Genomic DNA, 16,645 nt, shown 5'->3' with positions numbered 1-16,645 from the left:
CGTCTCGGTGGTCACAGCGACAGGGACACGCCCGGCACCCATCCCGAACCCGGAAGCTAAGCCTGACAGCGCCGATGGTACTGCACCCGCCAGGGTGCGGGAGAGTAGGACACCACCGAGCACACACCACTCGTAGGGGCCCATGAAATCCTCCTTGGATCTCATGGGCCCCTACGTCGTCCTCTCGCGTTCTGCCGCGCTTACCGACGCCGTGTTGTATCCACACACGATCTGACACAGGGGCATGAAACGGTGCACCATTGTCTCCGTGACTGACACCGACCTACCACCTTCCCGTTCAGGCAGCCGTGAGCAGGGTCTCGATGCTGACCGGCTCATGCAACAGTCCGACGTCGTGCTGCATCTTGGGCGCCTCATGCTCGCGGCGGGCGCAGGCTCCTACCGCATTAAGTCGTCCATGGCGAGAGCTGCGTCCGCAGTCGGCCTTGATCGGCATGAGGCGACTGTAACGATGACGGAGATCGTCACCTCCTCCTATGTCGGAAACCGATTCCGCACCGAGGCCTGCGAGGTACGGCGTGTCGGCGTTAACGTGGACCGACTGGAGGCTCTGCGCAGGATCGTCCATGATCTGTGGGCGCACGAGACCGTTGAGCACCTCGAGGCCAAGCTCGTGCAGGTCGAGAAGATGCACGCCCGTTACAACGTTTTCACCAACGCCGCCGCCTCCGGTGTGGCCTGTGCAGGATTCTGCTTCCTCAACATGGGTGGCTGGGTCGAGTGTCTGACGGTACTCGTGGCGGCTTTTCTCGGTCAGTTCATTCGTCGGCAGATGCTTGAACGGCACTATCAGCACTTCTTCACGTGGCTCGTCTGCGGTGTCGCCGCATCCGGTACCTACATGGGGATTGTGACCGCGCTCAACGCGGCGGGCGTGGTGACGGGGAACCACCAGGGCGGCATCATCTCGGCCATCTTGTTCCTCATCCCGGGTTTCCCCATGGTCACGGCAATGCTGGATCTGTTCCGTCAGGACTTCTCCTCGGCGCTGTCGCGCAGTGCCTATGTCCTCATGGTCATGGCGGCCGCAGGCGTCGCCGTATGGACGGTGACCTTCATCTTCCGCTGGGATGTTGCGGCGGCCAGCGGAGTCGCACTCGAGGGGCCGCTCCTGTACGTTCTGCGCTGCTTCTGCTCGTTCATCGCCGCCTACGGATTCGCGATGCTGTTCAATGCGGGTGCCAAGGCCAGCACGCTGGCCGCTGTCGTCGGCGCTCTGGCCAACACCGGGCGGCTTCTTCTCATCGACCTCTTCCATGTGCCGTGGCAGCTTGCCGTGGGGCTGGCGGCGGTGACGATCGGCCTGCTGGCCCAGCTCTTCGTCTCTCGCGCGTCCCTGTCCCGGGTGGCGCTGTCCGTGCCCGCCGTCGTCATCATGATCCCCGGGGTTCCCTTCTACCGCGCCATCTCCGCACTCAACACGCTGTCGGTGGACAAGGGCGTTGACGTCGGAGAGGCGGCCACGAACCTGGCCGAGGTCTTCTTCGTCATTACGGCGATTGGTGTTGGGCTCGCTTTGGCGCGCATCATCACTGACCACAATTGGCGTCACGATGTCGCCACCTCCGGACACATCACGCTGCCTCGCAATCGGGACGAGGCGGAGAGACAGCCGATCGAGGACTGACGCGAAGTCTCTGGTGCTCACGAGACGTGATGGTGGCCTGCCGCTGGTGTACAGCGACAGGCCACCATTGCTGCTGTCAAGCGCGTGAGGCTCAGGCTGGAGGTTTAGAGCCCGCCGAGAATCTGGGCAATGAAGATCTTGACGATCATCGCCACGGGATAGACCATCGCGTACCCCAAGGCCACCCGCGGGTCGGCGCCGGTGCGCTCATTGGCGAAGGCCAGAATCGCCGGCTGGGTCTGGACGCCACCGATGAGGCCGGACAGGCGAGTTCCACCCATCTTGACCACCCATCGCATGGAGACGTAGATCCCCAGGCCCACTATGGTGGTGACGACGAAGCCGGTGACGAAGATCCTCCACCAGTCGCCGCCGGTGAATGCGTGCGCAATCTCTCCACCCGCCTTGGTACCGGCCTGGGCCAGGAAGACCAGGAGCCCGAACTCCGAGAGCACCGCCGTCGCGGTGAAGGGCATCGCGGTCACGAAGCTCCCGATGCGGCCGATGCGACCGAAGATGAGCCCGACCAGAAGTGTGCCGGCCGCCGATCCAATGGAGAAGGTAGCACCGGTAGGGGTGAGGAACTTCCACTCTCCGATGAAGATGCCCAGAGCCATGCCCAGGCCCAGGGCCACCGGATTGATGGACGACAGACCTCGCGACGAGTCGCCGAAGTAGGTTGAGATCTCCTTCATGCGTCCGGTCGGGCCGACGACGCGAACTCGGTCTCCCTGCTGGAGGACGAGGTCCGAGGTGCCCACCATGTCCACGTCGCCACGGCGCACACGCGAGATCGTCGCCCCGAAACGGTTGTCGATGTCGAGGTCACCGATGGTGCGGCCGGCCAGCTTCGGGTCGGAGACCGTGATGCGGCGGAAGTCGAGGTACTTGCGGTCCTCGATGAGGGAGTGCGACGAGCCGTGGCCCACCGCCTTGATCGCCTGGTTGACGGCCTCCTGCGTGCCGACGACGGTGATGAGATCATCCTTGTGCAGACGGTCGTCATTCGTCGGTCGGGTGATCGGGCCCTTCTCTCCACGACGCAGACGGGAGAACCGCAGCTGTCCCGAGATGGTCTCGACGATGTTGCCCAGAAGAGGGCCGTCCTCACGCTCCACGCGGATGGTGCGGTTGATGAGCGGGGAGGGGGTGTCCTTGTCGCTGCGGCGGTAGCGCAGCGCCAGCAGGCAGAAGAACAGCATGCCGATCACGCCGTAGAGGTACGTCACGGCGTAGGCCACGGTGGCGTCTCCCGGTCCGGCCTTGTCACCGGCCATAGCCGCGGCGTTTCCGGCCGCCGCCAGAGCGGGCGTGTTTGTGACGGCGCCTGCGAATGCGCCCGCGATCATCGCCGCCTTGAGGCCGAGAAGACGTCCTACGCCCACGGCCGCCAGGGCCGCGACACCCAGAACCCCCAGGAGGATGGCCAGCGGCCCGCCGGCGGTTCGGATCACGTGGAAGAAGTTCGGCCCGGACTGGATGCCAATGGCGAAGGTGAAGATCGCCAGCCCCAGGGTTCCCAGCTCTCTGGGAACCTCGATGGGGGTCGAGGCGGACGCCCCCCCAGGCGGCCAGCGCGATGCCGCAGAACAGAACTGCCGCCGCCCCGAGGCTCACTCCCTTGACCTTAACGTGTCCGAGCAGCATCCCAGTGCCGACCAGGAGGAACAGGACGAGAACCACGTTCCCGGACAGGTGGTGCAGGACATTGGCGTGCGCCACCTTCCAGGCCATGAGGGCGGTGCTGCAGACCAGAAGCACCGTCGCCGGGATGCGTATGCTCCGGCGTTTGGCGCGCCAGAGGAGCATCCCGGCGCCGACCATGAGGAGCACGATGACAACCGGGTTGTCTAACAGATAGTCCAGGACAGTGGTGACCACGTCGCTGTGCCGCCTTCCGTCTCGCCGCTGAAAGTGACGCAGCGGAGTTTGTCATGAGTAACAGCCTCATTGTGTCATCTCCTAAGGGCCTCGTGCCGTACCAAGGTCCGGGATTCGCCGGCCGAAGACGACGTACGACAGGCTCGTCTCCCGGCGGCCCTGACGAGTCCGTGATTCCATGATGTGAGACCGTGGGTGTCTCAATATGACTCTCTGCAGCCGCTGATCTAACGTTCATTACCCGGCAGGTCGCCGGACGCTCAGCACGGACAAGGAGAGCGAGCGATGACACGCGATGACGCTCCCGCACGTCAGGACCAACAGGTCATGACAGGCGCCCAGGCTCTGGTGCGCGCACTGGAGGAGCTCGGGGTCACAGACATCTTCGGGATGCCGGGCGGCGCCATCCTGCCCTTCTACGACCCGCTGCTCGCCTCGACGAGGATCCGCCACGTCCTGGTACGTCATGAGCAGGGGGCGGGCCATGCCGCAGAGGGCTACGCAATGGTCACCGGTCGGCCCGGAGTCTGTGTGGCGACGTCCGGCCCCGGTGCCACCAACCTCATCACCGCCATCGGTGATGCGCACATGGACTCGGTGCCGATGCTCGCTATCACCGGTCAGGTCTCAAGTCGCGGGATCGGGACAGACGCCTTCCAGGAGGCCGACATCGTCGGCGCCACGATGCCCTTCGTCAAGCACTCCTTCCTCATCACCCGCCCCGAGGACATCGTCCCGCGCGTGGCCGAGGCCTTCCACATCGCCTCAACCGGACGCCCCGGTCCGGTCCTCATCGACATCTCGAAGGACGCCCAGGAGGGCCCCACGGAGTTCGTATGGCCCCCGGCCCGGGACCTGCCCGGTTACCGGCTTCCCGGCAAGCCCAACCAGCGGCGCCTGGCTCAGGCCGCCGAGGTGATCGCCGCGGCTGATCGTCCCGTCCTCTACCTCGGTGGTGGGCTGAACCGTGCGCAGGTGTCGACCAAGGATCTGGCCGAGCTCATCGAGCTGATCGGAGCGCCGTTCGTCACCACGCTGACCGCTCTGGACGTCATGCCCAGTGAGCACCCGCTCAACCTGAGGATGCCCGGCATGCACGGCACCGTCGCCGCCGTCGGGGCTCTCCAGCGGGCTGATGTCATCGTCTGCCTGGGGGCCCGCTTCGACGACCGGGTGACCGGCAGACCCGACACCTTCGCCACGAAGGCCTCGGTGATCCACGTCGACGTCGATCCGGCCGAGATCTCCAAGATCCGCACCGCTGATGTCCCGATCGTCGGTGACCTGGCGGAGGTCGTTCCCGCCCTGGGCGCCGAGTTCCGCGACCACGTCGCTGCAGAGGGGCGGGTGGACATCGCACCGTGGCGCCGTGAGGTCGAGCGCATCCAGGCCACCTACCCGACGGACTGGACCGACACCGACGACGGGCTGCTCCAGCCTCAGGAGGTCATCACCCACCTCAACCGGGCCGCCACCGAGGACACCATCTGGGTGACGGGTGTGGGGCAGCACCAGATGTGGTCGGCGCACTACCTCACCTTCCGTCGTCCTCACACCTGGCTCACCTCGGCCGGTGCCGGCACCATGGGGTACGGCCTGCCCGCCGCCATGGGCGCCAAGGAGGCCTGCCCCGACCGCCCCGTGTGGCTCATCGACGGTGACGGGTGCTTCCAGATGACCAACCAGGAGCTGGCCACCTGCACCCTCAACAACATCCCCATCAAGGTCGCCGTCATCAACAACTCCTCGCTGGGCATGGTGCGGCAGTGGCAGACGCTGTTCTACGGGCAGCGCTACTCCAACACCGATCTGCATACCGGCGCCGGAACGGCGCGGGTCCCCGACTTCGTCAAGATGGCCGAGGCCTATGGGGCCGTGGGACTGCGCTGCGAGCGCCTGGAGGACCTGGACGACGTCATCGCCCAGGCCAACGCCATCAACGATCGTCCCGTCGTCGTCGACTTCATCGTCTCCGCGGACGCCCAGGTGTGGCCGATGGTCGCCGCCGGGGTTTCCAACGACGAGATCCAGCACGCCCGCGGCATGAGCCCGGTGTGGGAAGAGGAGTGAGCGCTGTGAGCCAGAAGCACACGCTGTCCGTCCTGGTGGAGAACAAGCCCGGCGTCCTGACCCGGGTGTCGGCGCTGTTCACGCGTCGGGGCTTCAACATCCACTCCCTGGCCGTGGGGCCCACCGAGCACGAGGACATCTCGCGCATCACGGTGATCGCCGATGCCGAGGGACTGGCCATGGAACAGGTCACCAAGCAGCTCAACAAGCTGGTCAACGTCCTTAAGATCGTTGAGCTGGATCCCGACACCTCTGTCGAGCGCGAGCTCTACCTCATCAAGGTCCACGCGGATGACGCCAACCGCACCGCGGTGCTCCAGGTCGTCGACCTGTTCCGCGCCCACGTCGTGGACGTCGCCCCCACGTCGGTGGTCATCGAGACCATCGGCTCAGAATCCAAGGTCAAGGCTCTGCTGACGGCTCTCCAGCCGTACGGCGTCAAAGAGATTGTCCAGTCCGGTGCCGTGGCGATCACGCGCGGCCCACGATCCATCACCGATCAACTCAAGGAGAAGTGAGAAGCAATCATGGCAGCTGAGAAGTTCTACGACGACGACGCCGACCTGTCCGTCATCCAGTCCAAGAAGGTCGCCGTCATCGGATACGGTTCCCAGGGGCACGCTCACGCTCTGAACCTGCGCGACTCCGGCGTCGAGGTCGTTGTCGGCCTGCGCGAGGGCTCGTCCTCTGTGGTCAAGGCCGAGGAGGCCGGCCTGCCCGTCAAGCCGATCGCCGAGGCGGTCGCCTGGGCCGACGTCATCACCGTCCTGGCCCCCGACCAGGTTCAGGCCGCCCTCTACCGCGAGGAGATCGAGCCGAACATCAAGGCCGGTTCCGCCCTGCTGTTCTCCCACGGCTTCAACATCCACTTCGGCTACATCAAGCCGGCTGCGGACATCGACGTCGTCATGGTGGCCCCCAAGGGCCCCGGCCACACCGTGCGCCGTGAGTTCGAGGCCGGGCGGGGCGTCCCCGTGCTCGTCTGCGTGGAGCAGGACGCCACCGGCACCGCCTGGGACCTCGTGCTGTCCTACGCCAAGGCCGTCGGCGGTACGCGCGCCGGCGCTATCAAGACCACCTTCCGCGAGGAGACCGAGACCGACCTCTTCGGTGAGCAGTCGGTTCTGTGCGGCGGCGTTTCCAAGCTCATCCAGTACGGCTTCGAGACCCTGGTCGAGGCGGGCTACCAGCCCGAGATGGCCTACTTCGAGGTCTGCCACGAGATGAAGCTCATCGTCGACCTCATCAACGAGGGCGGCATCTCCAAGCAGCGCTGGTCCTGCTCCGACACCGCCGAGTACGGCGACTACATCTCCGGCCCGCGCGTCATCACCCCCGACGTCAAGGAGCACATGAAGGAGGTCCTGGCCGACATCCAGGACGGGACCTTCGCCAAGCGCTTCATGGACGACCAGGCCGCCGGCGCCCCCGAGTTCAAGAGGCTCAGGGCCGAGGGCGAGGCCCACCCGATCGAGGCCACCGGCCGCGAGGTGCGTTCCATGTTCGCCTGGCGCGCCGACGTCGACAAGGACTACACCGAGGGCTCCGTGGCCCGCTGAGAACCAACTGAGACCGCATGCGGCGGTGCCTCCGGCGACTCGGGTCGTCGGAGGCACCGCCGTGTCTCTGCCGTCGCCGCTGACGCCTACTCGACTCAGGCGAGCCGGCGGCGTCGGAGGCGGACGCCGAGGGCCACCAGGGCCATGACCAGCCCCATGATCCCGACCAGCAGCGCGGCACCGCGTCCCGGACCGGTGCCGACGACGGCTCCCAGAGTGGTCGACAGCGGCCGCCCCGGGGTCAAGAGGGGCTGAAGGACCCTGTCGACCAGCACCCCGGAGCACAGGTAGGCCATCAGGTAGCCCATCTGGGTGACCAGGCTGATGGTGCCCCAGGTCCGTGCCTGTCGGGTGTTGTCGACCCGGGTGCGCACCAGGACCTCCGCCCCGGCCTGGGACAGAGGAAGGCTGGCGAAGGTGAGGAACCCGCAGGCGGTCACCCACCAGGCCCCCGGCCCCAACGGCACCAGGACCATTGCGGCGCCGGTCGTGGCCAGGCCCGCGGCGAGCAGCGTCGTCGGCTGCGCGTTCTTCCAGGCGGTGACCAGGGCCGCTCCTACGAGCATACCGGTGGCTGCGACGGTCTCGATCACACCCATCTCTGAGGTACCCACGGTGGGCAGGAGGATCGGCTTGATAAGGACCTGGATGACCCCGATGGCGAGAGTCGCCAGGGTCATGAGGGTGACGAGAGTGCGCAGGCCGGGTGAGGAGGTGATGGTCCGCCACCCCGCCAGGACGTCGGGGTCGCCACCTCGCTGAACGCCGGTGTGTCGCGGTGCCTCCGCAGCCAGAGAGCGGCGCACTGTCATGGTGCAGGCCACGGTGACGAGGCAGGTGCTGGCGTCGAGCAGGACGAGTCCCCGCACACCGACGAGGGGCATGAGGAACCCCGCCGCTGCAGGGGCCAGCAGGTACTTGGCCGCTGAGGCGAGCTGGAGAAGACCGGAGGAGCGCACGTAGTCCTCCTCGGCCACCAGATCGGTGACGCTGGCCCGCAGCGCCGGCTCGGTAAGGGCCGCCAGGCAGGAGGACAGGACGGCCCCCGAGCAGACCCAGGCAAGGGAGGGGCGGGCTGAGGACAGGGCCGCAAGGATGACGCCCAGGCCGAGCACCGAGCCGGCGTCGCCGATGATCATCATGAGGCGGCGGTCGTAGCGGTCCGACAGGACTCCGGCCAAGGGCGCCAGGAGAACGACGGGGGCGAAGGCACTCATCTGAACGGCTGCCACCGAGGAGGCCGTTCCGTAGGCGCGCAGCATGATGATGGTCAGTCCAAAGGCGGTCAGGCCCGTTCCCAGGGAGTTGATGAACGAGCCCAGGACCAGCAGTCCGACGCGTTTCACGACTCCGCCTCTACAAGGAGACTGAGACTCCCCGGCCGGGCGCCCAGAAGCGTCTCGCTCGCCCACATGAGGCTCTCACGGCGGCGGGCGAGCTCATCCGGGCCGGAGTTCATGATCTCATGGTCCAGAAGGATTCCGGAGGCGCTCAGGAGCAGCTCGATGGCGTCGTAGGGCCGCTCCGTGGTGAAGACCCCCTCGCTGACGCCCTGAGCGACGACGTCGGCCAGGACCGGCGTCAGGTGCTCGATCATCGCCGTGATGGACAGCAGGTGGAACTCGGCGTTGCCCGGCGCGTGGAACTGCTCGACGAGCTCGGTCTCGGTGTCCTCCACCCGCATCGCCCCCATGATCGCCATGAGCTTGTCCATTGCGGGAGCCGATGAGGAGGCGATCTCGCGGGCTCGCTGCTCGACCTGGCTGACGATGCGCAGGACGAGAGCCTTGAGGATCTGCTCCTTCCCGGGGAAGTGGTAGTAGAGCGTCCCCTTGGCGATGCCCACGACCTTGAGGATGTCCTCCATGGTGGTGGGCTGGAAGCCCTTGGTGGTGAACAGGGCGTGTGCGGCGTCGAGGATCTCCTCACGACGTTGTGCAGCAGGGCGGTGGGTGCGCGGCATGGCTCCTCCTTGGTGTGACTGAAACAAGACTAACCGACCGTCGGTCGAAAAGCGAATGGGCATGACTCCCATCATGCGGACCTCTCGTCTCATATCGTGGCCGTGTTCTAAGGTGGCCCCATGACGCAGACCATCAAGCTGGCAGTAATCCCGGGCGACGGCATCGGCAAGGAGGTCGTTCCCGAGGGGCTCAAGGTTCTTGACCGAGCGCTGGAGGGGGCCGGGGTCGAGATTCAACCGACCACCTTCGACCTGGGGGCCGAGCGCTGGCACCGGACCGGACAGACCCTCACCGATGAGGATCTTGAGGCGATCAAGGGTCATGACGCCATCCTGCTGGGCGCCGTCGGCGATCCGTCCGTCCCCTCCGGCGTCCTCGAGCGCGGCCTGCTTCTGCGCCTGCGCTTCGCCCTGGACCACTACGTCAACCTGCGTCCCTCGATCCACTACCCGGGAGTACCGACGCCGCTGGCCGATCCCGGCGACATCGACTTCCTCGTGGTGCGGGAGGGGACCGAGGGCCTGTACTGCGGCAACGGGGGAGTGGTGCGCCAGGGCACGGCGCATGAGATCGCCACCGAGGTCAGTGTCAACACCGCCTACGGGGTGGAGCGCCTGGTCCGTTACGCCTTCGCCAAGGCGCAGGCCAGGGCGGCCAAGCACCTCACGCTCGTCCACAAGCACAACGTGCTCGTTCACGCCGGTGGCTTGTGGCGCCGCGTCGTCGAGGCCGTCGGCGCCGAGTACCCCGAGGTCGCCGTCGACTACTGCCACGTGGACGCCGCCACCATCTACATGGTGACCGACCCCGGCCGCTTCGACGTCATCGTCACCGACAACCTCTTCGGAGACATCCTCACCGACGAGGCCGGTGCGGTCACCGGTGGCATCGGGCTGTCGGCATCGGGCAACATCAACCCGGAGCGGGCCTTCCCCTCCATGTTCGAGCCCGTGCACGGCTCGGCCCCGGACATCGCCGGGCAGGGCAAGGCCGACCCGACCGCCACGATCAGTGCCGTGGGTCTCATGCTCGATCACCTGGGGCTGCCTGTGGCGGCCGCCCGGGTCGAGGCCGGGGTCAAGGCCGACATGGCCGCCCGCGGTAGCGGTGCCGAGCGCACGACCAGCCAGGTCGGTGACGCCATTGCCGCTGCCGTGGCGCAGGGGGCGAATACGCCATCGCACTGACGCGCCTGGCCGAGGCCTGATGGCTGTGAGCCAGGATATGGGAAGGTTGTGTCCGGGTCGTGGCCTCGGCGGTAGGGTGGGCCTATGCCCGAGACAGACGCCACCTCAACCGACTCCGCATCCACCTCCTTGGCCCGCGCCGCGGAGGTTCCCGTTCCCGAGGCCGACGCGATCGCCGGTCGCTTCCCTCTGACCGTCAACCCGTCGCCCGTCGCGGAGGATGAGCGTACGGCGATTCTGGCGGGCCTCCACTTCGGCGACCACTTCACCGATCACATGGCCCACGCGCGTTGGACCCAGGACAGGGGGTGGGGTGACTACGGCGTCGTCCCCTACGGCGACCTCAGCCTGTCCCCGGCCACCGCCGTCCTCCACTACGGCCAGGAGATCTTCGAGGGGATCAAGGCCTACCGGCACGACGACGGCTCGGTGTGGACCTTCCGTCCTCGCTACAACGCGGCTCGGCTCAACGCCTCCGCCCGTCGTCTGGCCCTGCCCGAGTTGGCGGAGGAGGACTTCGTGGCCTCCCTGGTGGACCTGGTGCGCGCCGATGCCGCCTGGGTGCCCTCAGGCGAGGGCGAGTCCCTCTACCTGCGTCCCTTCGCCTTCGCCTCCGAGGCCTTCCTCGGCGTGCGTCCCTCCAAGGTGGTCGACTACTACGTCATCGCCTCTCCCTCGGGCCCCTACTTCACCAACGGCCTTGAGCCCATCTCCATCTGGGTGACCACCGAGTACCACCGTGCCGGGCGCGGCGGAACGGGAGCGGCCAAGACCGGAGGCAACTACGCCTCCTCCCTGCTTCCCCAGCAGGAGGCCTACGCGCAGGGCTGTGACCAGGTCTGCTTCCTTGACGACGTCTCGCAGAAGAACCTCGAAGAGCTCGGTGGCATGAACATCATGGTCGTCGACGCCGACGGCTCCGTGCGCACTCCCCGCCTGACCGGGACGATCCTCGAGGGCTCCACCCGCAGCGCCATCATCCGCATGCTGCGCGACTCCGGCCGCAGTGTCGTCGAGGACACCATCAGCCTGGAGGGGCTTCTGGCGGACATCGAGTCCGGTCGTGTCAGCGAGGTCTTCGCCTGCGGCACCGCCGCTGTCGTCGTGCCCCTGGGGCATCTCAAGGGGGAGGGCTTCGACGCCCGCATCGAGGGCAGCGAGGTCACCCGGCAGATCCACGACCGGCTCACCTCCATCCAGTCCGGTCGCGCCGAGGACCCCTACGGGTGGATGTACCGGCTCGTGCCGCCCCGCTCATGAAGTCACCGGACGGCATTCTCCCGACCGTGCGGACCCACCTGCCAGATCCCGGAAGCGTCCCGGCCAAGGAAGAGGACGCCGGCGCTGCCCCGAGCTCTCACGGCACCGAGGCGGCGCCGACGAGCACTCCCCGGAGACGCCCCGGGCGAGGCTGGAGGATCGCTCTTCTCAGCGTCCTGGCGGTCTTCCTGGTCCTGACCCTGGCCGCGGGAGGCCTTGCCCTGTGGGTGCGTCACTCCATCGCCTCCGGCATCGAGACCATCGCCAATCCCTTCGCAGGTATTGCCACGCGAGCACCGCAGCAGTCGGTCCCGGCCGGCCAGGAGCCGGCCACCAACATCCTGGTCCTTGGGACCGACTCCCGTACCAGCGCCTCCGATCCCTCCCAGTGGGAGGAGGGGGCGCAGCGCACGGACGCGATCATGATCCTGCAGGTCAGCGGTGATCGGAAAACAGTCTCGGTCATGTCGATCCCCCGCGACTCCTGGGTGGACATACCCGGTCACGGCCAGGGCAAGATCAACGCCGCCTACTCCTACGGCGGTCCCTCGCTGACGATCCACACCGTGGAGAGCCTCACCGGTATTCATATCGATCACTTCGCGGTGGCGAACTTCGAGTCCTTCGTCGCCCTGACCGACGACATCGGCGGGGTACGAATCAACCTCAAGACGCCTCAGACGATCGCCGGTCAGGAGTTCGGGGCCGGGCCGCAGACTCTCAACGGGACTCAGGCCCTGGCCTATACCCGTGAGCGCTCCTCCCTGCCGGGCGGTGACTTCGACCGCGTCAAGCGTCAGCAGACCTGGATGCGTTCCATCGTGAGCAGGGTCCTCGCCAACGGCACCCTGTCGAGCCCCACGCAGCTCTACTCCTTCCTCAAGACCGCCACCCGGACGGTCGCCGTGGACGAGTCCTTCACCATCAACCAGATGCAGTCCCTGGCCCTGGGAACGCGGCACCTGCGCAGCAACGACATCAAGTTCATGACCGTGCCGACCGCCGGCACGGGAACCTCTGCGGACGGCCAGTCCATCGTCCTGCTCGACGTCGACGCCGACGCGCCGCTGTTCCAGGCCTTCGCCGAGGACCGGGTGGGCGTCTACCTCGCCGAGAACCCCGACGCCGTCGAGCTGCTTCCCGCCACGGTGAACTAACGGCAGAGGGCCGGGCGGACCGGGGACTGACCCCGGGTGGGTGCGCAGCCGTCAGTCCGCGCTACCACCGGCTCATGGGTCGTCAGGTCCCCCAGTGGGGCCTGCTGCTCGCCCAGAACCGCCAGGCCGGCCGGCGCCTGAAGCGGACGCTGGGATACGCCGGGGAGGTCCGGGCGGGGGAGTACCCCGAAACGTGAGGACGCTCGGGGACGCCGCGCTTCCTGGATTGACGGACTTTCCTGGACGGAGATCGCGTCTCGACGAGGCTCCGCATATATATCGAAAATATATCAGTATGGCGTCATTTCTGTGACTCCTTCGATGGTAGCTTGCGACTGGGTAATACTCATGGTGGTTTTCCCTGTGGTCCGTCAAGCGGGCTGCTCTCGGACGTTCGACCAGGAAGTGACTCCATGAGGCGTGTGATCACCTATGGCACTTATGACCTTCTCCATTACGGTCATATTGCACTGCTGAAGCGTGCGCGAGCGCTCGGCGACTTCCTGGTGGTGGCGCTGTCCAGTGATGAGTTCAGCGCGGCGAAGGGGAAGCGGGCGTACTTCTCCTATGAGGAGCGCAAGTTAATGCTCGAGGCCATTCGATATGTCGACCTCGTGGTGCCCGAGCTCACCTGGGGGCAGAAGACCGAGGATATTTCCATGTACGGTATAGGTGTCTTCGTTATGGGTGATGACTGGAGCGGCGAGTTCGACGATCAGCTCCAGGGGCTGTGTGAGATCGTCTACCTCCCCCGTACTCCTGAGGTCTCGACGACTCGGATCAAGAATGACATGCGCCTGCGCTGAGCTCTCGGTGAGGGTCGCAGCGGGCCCCATAGCGGACCCCATAGTGGAACAAGGACGGTGATGAGCATCAGGGGTGCTGTCCTCAGGAGGATCGGCCGTGCCGTCTCTGGTCGGTCGGAGCTGCCGGTGGCCACCGGGCTCGTGCGTTACGCCGAGATCGTCGGCAAGCATGCCCACTACCTGCGCCTGACCGGTCCGGACCTGACGGTACTGCGCTTCGCTGACTGGGAGCACCGCTATACGACCTTCGTCTCCGGACCTGCGCTGGTGGCCCGTACGGGCCTGGCGCGCGCCATCAATTTTCCCGATACAACCCCTGGGGAGGATACTGGTTTCCTCAATGACTGCGTACGTGCCGGGGCCCGTATCTATTCGGCTTCCCGGTTCGGATTCGTCCAACAACGTGGAACGACTTTCGGACACACCTGGGACATCTCCAACACGGAGGTGCTGGCGACGTCCACCATTAGTCATTGGGGACCGCCCCACGAAATGGAGATGCCCACCTCATGAACACCCGCAGCGCCGAGACCCTGCACGTCGTCATCATCGGTTCCGCAGGTGGTCAGGACACGCTCGACTCCCTTCAGCAGAGCCCGCCAGAAAGCGGGATCGTCCCCATCGGCTGCCCTGATCCAACCGCGGTGGCCCAGGTTCTCAAGCCACTGAGCGCCGGGACCCGGGTCCTGTTCCTCAGGGCCGGTGACCGGGTCGAACCCGGCTACCTCGCCTCGCTGGACCGGCACGGTCCGGACGAGGCCGTCGGGGTCCTCCTGACACCGTCCGCCGTCATCCGTGCCGACGGCACCCGGGACGACCGAATGCAGTGGCGCTTCAGCCACGGCAGCCGCAGTGCGGACCTGACAGCTGAGCCCTACGTCTTCCCCGAGACCATCAGCGGAGTGGTGCTCACCGTCCCCCGCCGAGGTCTGCCCGACTGGGGCGGGCCGGGACCGCTGCGCGGAGTCGATGACGCCGACGGCGCCGGTGGCGATGACGAGAACGTCGGCCTGAGCGGACTCATCGCCCATATCGTGTCCACCGGCAACCGGGTGGGCCTCCACAACGGCCCAGCTGTCATCCGTCATGCCTCGCCGTCCCCCGGCGCCTGGGGGGAGGTCGACCACTACCGCCACCTGCTGGCCACGATCCTCCCGGCGTGGTTGCAGGCCGACGGGCCCCCTCCCGCCTGGGTCTACCAGCTCATCATTCATCGCCTCATCCAGGTGACCGAGGCCGACCGGGGGCTGCGCTACCCCTCGGCCGGGCTCACGGTCGCCGAGCGCGCCGAGGTGGCCCGGCTTCTGCGTGCCATCACACGGCGCGTTCCCGCCTCCCAGATCGAGGCGTACTGCTCCACACCACTGGCAGTAGAGCGCCGCACAGCCCTGATGGCCATGGCCGCGGGCCCCATGCCGGCGCCGATCCTGTGCTCAAGACGCAGGTTCCGCAGCGACCAGAAGGTCACTTACTTCTACACCGGCGCCTCGCCCACGGAGCAGTGGACGGTGGACGGCACCTGGGCCAGCCCCACCGGCGCCAAGACGGTCGATCACCGATACTTCGATGAGGTGGTGCTCCACGAGCGCATCGTCTGGCTGCCCAAGGGAGAGGTCACCGCCGTCATCAACGGTCAGGAGCTCCCGGTGGCTCCTGACCGGGGCAGCCCCCGGCCACCTGAGACGATCCCCGGTCAGCGCCGCCACGGATCATTGCCGTCCGGGCTGCGCCGCCGCCTGGCCGGGGTCCTCGGCCGCGGCAGCGCGCAGGAGCAGACACAGCAGACCATCGCGTCATCGACCTCGACACCGTCTTCCTCCGCGTCTTCTTCCGCGTCGTCCTCCACGCCGGCCTCGGTGTCCTCCTCGGCGCCCTCGCCGTACACGGCCTCGTCCCCGACCGACTGGCCCCGCACCTGGCTCTACATGGACCGTCACAACAGCGCCGGCGACAACGCCGAGCCGCTGTATCGCTACGCCCGCACTCACGCCCCCAGCGTCCGGCACATCTTCGTCATCGAACGCACCTGCCCGGACTGGGACCGACTCGCACAGGACGGCTTCGTCCTCCTTGATCCGACCGCCCCCGGCTTCGATGCCGCCTGGACCGGGGCCGAGACCATCCTCCTGTCCGACATCGGCGACCCGCTCATCAAGCACCGGCTCACAGGTGCGGGCACCAGCCCAGATCAGCGCCTCGTCTTCCTCCAGCACGGCGTGACCATGCGAGACATGTGGCGCTGGTTCAACGGCACCCGCCTGGACGTCGTCGTGTGCGCCACCACTCCTGAGCAGGTGGGGCTGACGGCGGACCACACCTCCTACACGCTCACGGACCGTGAGGTGTGGCGCACCGGATTTCCCCGTCACGACCATCTCCACGGGCTCCTGGGGCAGGAACGTGACCGCATCCTTCTGGCCCCCACCTGGGACCCGGAGGTTGCGAGCGCCCTGGAGAGCGCCCCGGACTGCGCCGGGCTCCTCAGTGCGCTCTACCGGCCGTGGCTCGAGCTGGCCGCCGGCCTGACCCAGGCCGGACACCAGATCGTCCTCTTCGCCCACCCCAAGCTCGCAGCCAATGCTCCCGAATGGTTCAGGGCCCTGGGGGTTCCCGCCATCACCGGCCGCGATCTGCCTGAGGTTCTGGCCCGCTCATGGGCCGTCGTCTCGGACCGGTCCTCCGTCCTCGACGAGGGCATGCTTGCCGGCTGCGTCGGTATCGTCTGGGATCCCCGCGGTCGGCCGGACACGGATCACTACCGCTCCCGCCACGAGGCCATCGGCGCCATCGGCGTCGACACCTTGGAGCAGGTGTATCAGGCGGTGGATGATGTCGTCTCCGGTCGCGTCGTCGCTCCCGAGGACCTCATCCTGCTTGACGCCGGCGCGTGTGCCCGCCTCACTAATCTGCTCCAGCGCGACTCGATCTGATGCTCGGTCCGATGCCGAGGGTGTCCCGAGGGCGTCATCACCCGCCCCGGGTCAGCCTCGTCAGTCCCCTCTAGGGCGTGGCTCCCTACCCGCGGCGCTTCCTCGACTCGCTCGATGCCCAGGACTATCCACTCTCGTCTTCAGGTCGTGCTTGTCCTGGACGGAGTCTGCGCCGAGTCTCCC

Annotated in this window: 13 protein-coding genes, 1 rRNA gene and 1 pseudogene; 12 read left to right on the top strand and 3 right to left on the bottom strand. The window is 66.9% G+C overall.

Translation table 11 applies throughout. From position 1 onward, the window contains the following. Window positions 1-3 precede the first annotated feature (3 nt). Together rrf and HCR68_RS11180 are read left to right on the top strand one after the other, a co-directional pair. Window positions 4-121, top strand: a 5S ribosomal RNA gene (gene rrf / locus HCR68_RS11185). A 216-nt stretch (window positions 122-337) separates the two neighbouring features. Continuing rightward, window positions 338-1,648, top strand: a complete 1,311-nt coding sequence (locus tag HCR68_RS11180; RefSeq protein ID WP_208320594.1) for a threonine/serine exporter family protein — start codon at window positions 338-340, stop codon at window positions 1,646-1,648. Window positions 1,649-1,752: 104 nt separating this feature from the next. On the opposite strand, the pseudogene HCR68_RS11175 reads toward HCR68_RS11180, so the two are convergent. Continuing rightward, window positions 1,753-3,382, bottom strand: a pseudogene (locus HCR68_RS11175) (TrkA C-terminal domain-containing protein). Window positions 3,383-3,814: 432 nt separating this feature from the next. On the opposite strand from HCR68_RS11175, the gene HCR68_RS11170 reads away from it, so the two are divergent. From HCR68_RS11170 to ilvC, 3 genes are read left to right on the top strand one after another with little or no spacing between them, the layout of a single operon-like run. Then, window positions 3,815-5,599 (top strand): acetolactate synthase large subunit, encoded by a 1,785-nt coding sequence (locus HCR68_RS11170; protein WP_167149480.1) that lies wholly within the window; start codon window positions 3,815-3,817, stop codon window positions 5,597-5,599. Window positions 5,600-5,604: 5 nt separating this feature from the next. Then, on the top strand, window positions 5,605-6,117 hold the full coding sequence (ilvN, locus tag HCR68_RS11165) for an acetolactate synthase small subunit (protein ID WP_126413069.1): 513 nt from the start codon (window positions 5,605-5,607) through the stop codon (window positions 6,115-6,117). A gap of 9 nt (window positions 6,118-6,126) precedes the next feature. Beyond that, entirely contained in the window at window positions 6,127-7,158 is a 1,032-nt protein-coding gene (gene ilvC / locus HCR68_RS11160; protein ID WP_167149478.1) for a ketol-acid reductoisomerase, read from the top strand. 95 nt (window positions 7,159-7,253) lie between these two features. On the opposite strand, the gene HCR68_RS11155 is transcribed toward ilvC, so the two are convergent. Both HCR68_RS11155 and HCR68_RS11150 read right to left on the bottom strand, forming a co-directional pair. Then, window positions 7,254-8,504 (bottom strand): MFS transporter, encoded by a 1,251-nt coding sequence (locus HCR68_RS11155; protein WP_167149476.1) that lies wholly within the window; start codon window positions 8,502-8,504, stop codon window positions 7,254-7,256. Beyond that, complete coding sequence (locus HCR68_RS11150; protein WP_167149474.1) at window positions 8,501-9,121, bottom strand: TetR/AcrR family transcriptional regulator; 621 nt, start codon at window positions 9,119-9,121, stop codon at window positions 8,501-8,503. The genes HCR68_RS11155 and HCR68_RS11150 overlap by 4 nt, the downstream gene beginning before the upstream one ends. A 120-nt stretch (window positions 9,122-9,241) precedes the next feature. Between HCR68_RS11150 and HCR68_RS11145 the strand changes: the two genes are divergently transcribed. The 7 genes from HCR68_RS11145 to HCR68_RS11120 all read left to right on the top strand — a co-directional run bounded on the left by HCR68_RS11145 (window position 9,242) and on the right by HCR68_RS11120 (window position 16,462). Beyond that, complete coding sequence (locus tag HCR68_RS11145) at window positions 9,242-10,309, top strand: 3-isopropylmalate dehydrogenase (protein WP_167149472.1); 1,068 nt, start codon at window positions 9,242-9,244, stop codon at window positions 10,307-10,309. Between the two features lie 84 nt (window positions 10,310-10,393). Next, window positions 10,394-11,569 (top strand): branched-chain amino acid aminotransferase, encoded by a 1,176-nt coding sequence (locus HCR68_RS11140; protein WP_167149470.1) that lies wholly within the window; start codon window positions 10,394-10,396, stop codon window positions 11,567-11,569. A gap of 26 nt (window positions 11,570-11,595) precedes the next feature. Continuing rightward, window positions 11,596-12,726 (top strand): LCP family protein, encoded by a 1,131-nt coding sequence (locus HCR68_RS11135; RefSeq protein WP_243859071.1) that lies wholly within the window; start codon window positions 11,596-11,598, stop codon window positions 12,724-12,726. Window positions 12,727-12,800: 74 nt separating this feature from the next. Continuing rightward, on the top strand, window positions 12,801-12,923 hold the full coding sequence (locus tag HCR68_RS14475) for a hypothetical protein (RefSeq protein WP_279586994.1): 123 nt from the start codon (window positions 12,801-12,803) through the stop codon (window positions 12,921-12,923). 216 nt (window positions 12,924-13,139) lie between these two features. Continuing rightward, window positions 13,140-13,532 carry a glycerol-3-phosphate cytidylyltransferase gene (tagD, locus tag HCR68_RS11130; protein ID WP_167149468.1) on the top strand — a complete coding sequence of 131 codons (393 nt, stop codon included), beginning with the start codon at window positions 13,140-13,142 and terminating at the stop codon, window positions 13,530-13,532. Between the two features lie 60 nt (window positions 13,533-13,592). Then, the gene (locus HCR68_RS11125; RefSeq protein WP_243859070.1) at window positions 13,593-14,045 is read left to right on the top strand and encodes a hypothetical protein; all 453 of its coding nucleotides are present in this window, start codon (window positions 13,593-13,595) and stop codon (window positions 14,043-14,045) included. Continuing rightward, window positions 14,042-16,462, top strand: a complete 2,421-nt coding sequence (locus HCR68_RS11120) for a hypothetical protein (RefSeq protein ID WP_167149466.1) — start codon at window positions 14,042-14,044, stop codon at window positions 16,460-16,462. The genes HCR68_RS11125 and HCR68_RS11120 overlap by 4 nt, the downstream gene beginning before the upstream one ends. Window positions 16,463-16,645 lie beyond the last annotated feature (183 nt).

The organism is Actinomyces sp. ZJ308, assembly GCF_011752065.1.
In the GTDB taxonomy this organism is placed as follows: Bacteria; Actinomycetota; Actinomycetes; order Actinomycetales; family Actinomycetaceae; genus Actinomyces.
This window is presented reverse-complemented; position numbering and strand designations above follow the sequence as displayed.